At 66.1% G+C, this 3050-nt stretch carries 4 protein-coding genes; 2 read left to right on the top strand and 2 right to left on the bottom strand.

Translation table 11 applies throughout. The features are described from left to right. Window positions 1-567, top strand: a 567-nt coding sequence (idi, locus tag I6U14_RS10850) for an isopentenyl-diphosphate Delta-isomerase (protein WP_296899242.1), incomplete at its 5' end; no start/stop codon positions are given. 81 nt (window positions 568-648) lie between these two features. Continuing rightward, window positions 649-1134 (top strand): SCP2 sterol-binding domain-containing protein, encoded by a 486-nt coding sequence (locus I6U14_RS10845; protein WP_296899240.1) that lies wholly within the window; start codon window positions 649-651, stop codon window positions 1132-1134. Between the two features lie 56 nt (window positions 1135-1190). Here the strand turns inward: I6U14_RS10845 and I6U14_RS10840 are convergent, their stop codons facing one another. Beyond that, the gene (locus I6U14_RS10840) at window positions 1191-2099 is read right to left on the bottom strand and encodes a U32 family peptidase (protein WP_296899238.1); all 909 of its coding nucleotides are present in this window, start codon (window positions 2097-2099) and stop codon (window positions 1191-1193) included. Between the two features lie 106 nt (window positions 2100-2205). Further along, window positions 2206-3050, bottom strand: an 845-nt coding sequence (locus I6U14_RS10835) for a peptidase U32 family protein (RefSeq protein WP_296899236.1), incomplete at its 5' end; no start/stop codon positions are given.

Below are 3050 nucleotides of genomic sequence, written 5' to 3'. Positions count from 1 at the left end.
GACAACGAGCCCCTGATCCTCGTCGACGGCGACGACAACGTCACTGGCTACGAGACCAAGGTCAATGCCCACCTCGGTGACGGCCTACTGCACCGGGCTTTCTCGATTTTTCTCTTCACCGAGAACGACGAAGTGCTGCTGCAGCAGCGCAGCGGCAAAAAACCACTCTGGCCCCTGTATTGGTCCAACAGCTGTTGCAGCCATCCGCGCAAGGGCGAGACGTACGAGCAGGCAGTCCATCGGCGTCTGCGCGAGGAGCTGGCGGTGGATGTGGACCTCAAGTTCCTCTATCGCTTCAAGTACCAAGCCGTCTTCGGCGACGCGGGCTCGGAGCATGAGCTTTGCTCGGTCTTCGTCGGGAAGGTGCCGGCGCCGGTGCGCATCGATGTCAACCCGAGCGAGATCGCAGCCTGGCGCTGGATGCCGAGCGCCGACGTGGACCGGCTCATCACGACGGAGCCTGATCGTGTTACCCCCTGGTTCGTCATGGAGTGGCAGCGCCTACGGACGGAGTTTCGCAAAGAGATCGACGCGCTGCGCCCCCAAGGCATGATTTCCGCCGCCTGACCCGCAACCGCGCGGCACCGACGCCAACACCGCCTGCTTGCGGCGCCTCCAGCGCACGCCGCCATGGCTCCAGATTCCCGCATGTCTGCACGCACAGATTCGTTCCACTCACCTCGGCTGCCAACGCTGCTGACGCTGCCGCTCGGGCTCATCCCGCGGCGCCTAAACAGCGCTGTGCTCGCACAGATCCTGAACCGTGTCTTCAAGCCGGAGCTTGCTGAGGGCGAGCTGGACTTCTTGGACCATAAGGTGATGCGGATCAGCGTCGAGGACGCCCGCCTCGACTATCGGCTGACCCTGCGCCAGGGCCGCCTTGAGGCGGCACGCCGGGGTGCGCCGGATGACCTCAGCATCGAGGGCAACACTTTCGAGTTCCTGCTGCTCGCAACCCGCCGGGAAGACCCGGACACGCTCTTCTTCAACCGGCGGCTGCGGCTCGGCGGCGACACGGAGCTCGGCCTTTACGCCAAGAACCTGTTGGACAGCATCGAGCTGGAGGGGCGCGTCGGCCCGCTGTTGGACGTGATGAACCGCGCGACGGAGCTGCTGAGTCGGTTCGGCGCATAGCGCGCCTGAGTCTGACCCCTATCGCGGCGGGGACGCCGCTGCCACGGGCGCGAAATTCAGGCGGCGGCGAGGGCATCCATGCCGGCAGCGCCGTGCCAGTACCCATCGCAGGGGCCGGTGGGCATCAGCGCGGCCAGCAGCTCGGCGGAGGCGGCGGGCGTCAACTCGCCATTGAGCACGCGTCGAAAGATGTCGATGACCTCGCCGGTACCCTCGGACTGTGGGCTGATGCGCAGGATATCGACGCCGAGCCCCCGCAGCTCTTCCAGCGCCGGCAGGAGGTTCATGCTGCGCGCAGACTGGGTCTGAATACCATTGAGCGCCAGAAACCGATTGTCGTCCTGCGTCTCAACCACCATGCCGTCGGGATGCGCAATGCAGGCGTCCCGGCAGTCATCCTTGGGCAGCTCCCGAGCACGGGCCGTGAAGCAGCGCGCTGAGTAGGCGAGTGGCAGACGGCCGTAGGCAAAGACCTCGGTCTCGACGCCCACCGGGCGCAGTCGCTGCATCTCTGCCAGCGCCTCACGCGTCAGCTCCACCGGCAGTACCCAACGCTTGCACCCGTCTTCGGCGAGCAGCGCCAGCGTGCGGTGGTTGTAAACATTCACGCTGTGGCCAACGGCGAAGGGACGTCCCCGCAGCAGCTGTACGGCGCCCAGGTCGTTGGCCTCCACCAGGTAGTCGTCCTGCGCACAGATGGCCCGCAGACGCTTCAGCTCCGATTCCGCCTCCAGCAGCGCCAGCGTCGAGAGCACCACTTCCTTGCCGGCCGCCTGAAGGCGCTCAGCAATGGCGAGCCAGTCCTCGAAGCGCACTTGGCTGCGCTTGGCACAGATGGTTTCGCCCAAATAGACGATGTCCGCTGAGCTGTCCGCAGCCATGGCGTAGAACTCGTCCACCCGCTCCTTGGGCCAGTAATAGGGGATAGGGCCAAGGGAGAGGCGCGGGGCGGCGGGTGCGGTCATGTGCTTGCTCGGTAACTCGTCGATGACGTGGTTGGTCTAGGTCGGTACTGAGCGACAGCGAAGCCCGACAGGCCTCGCGAGCATCTCTCCGACCAAGGGCGGCGGATCATTGCCAGGGGCGGTGATAAGGCCCAAGCGTGGTCTGTGCACCCTCCGAGACCTTGGCCAGCTCGGCGGTCCACTCGGGCTGCGGGACGAAGTCGCTCGGGCTGCGGGCGAAGGCGTCCAGCGCCTCGCGCCAGACCCGGGTCACCTGCTTGACGTAGACGGGACTGCGCTGGCGGCCCTCGATCTTGACCGCTGCGACACCGGCTGCCGCCAGCTCCGGCAGCAGCTCCATGGCGTTCAGGCTCACCGGATCCTCGATGGCGTGGTAGGTGTGGCCGTCGGCGCGGTAGGTGCCCTTGCATAGGGTCGGGTAGCCGACGTTCTCGCCCTTGGCATGGCGCTGGATCAGCACGCCGCCGAGGCGGGTATCGAGCCCGGAGTCGGTCTCGATCCATTCCACGTGGCTCGCCGGCGAGCAGGCGCCGTAGGTGTTCGGCGAGCGCCCGGTGGCATAGGAGGACAGGATGCAGCGCCCCTCCACCATCACGCACAGGCTGCCGAAGCCGAAGACCTCGATCTCCACCGGACTCTGCTCGATGACATGCTGTACCTGGGAGATGGACAACACCCGCGGCAGCACGGCGCGCTTGATGCCGAAGTGCTCGTGATACCAGCGCAGCGCCTCATAATTTGTCGCCGAGCCCTGCACGGACAGATGCAGATTGAGCTTGGGCTGTCGGCGGGCGGCATAGTCCAGCACACCGATATCGGCGCAGATGAGGGCATCCACGCCCAGCTCCGCCGCCTGGTCCACCGCTTGCTCGAAGCGCGGGAAGCCGTCCGGGCGCGGATAGGTGTTCATGGCGATGAACACCCGCTTGCCGTGGGACTTGGCATAGCGGA

The organism is Thiohalocapsa sp. (assembly GCF_019695415.1).
In the GTDB taxonomy this organism is placed as follows: Bacteria; Pseudomonadota; Gammaproteobacteria; order Chromatiales; family Chromatiaceae; genus Thiohalocapsa.
Note: the sequence above shows the minus strand (reverse complement) of the source record. Positions and strands in the feature narration are given on the sequence as shown.

Excerpts from the sequence above, each read along its gene's own strand:
- I6U14_RS10845 (WP_296899240.1), top strand. The coding sequence starts at position 649 with ATGTCTGCACGCACAGATTCGTTCCACTCACCTCGGCTGCCAACGCTG.
- I6U14_RS10840 (WP_296899238.1), bottom strand. The coding sequence starts at position 2,099 with ATGACCGCACCCGCCGCCCCGCGCCTCTCCCTTGGCCCTATCCCCTAT.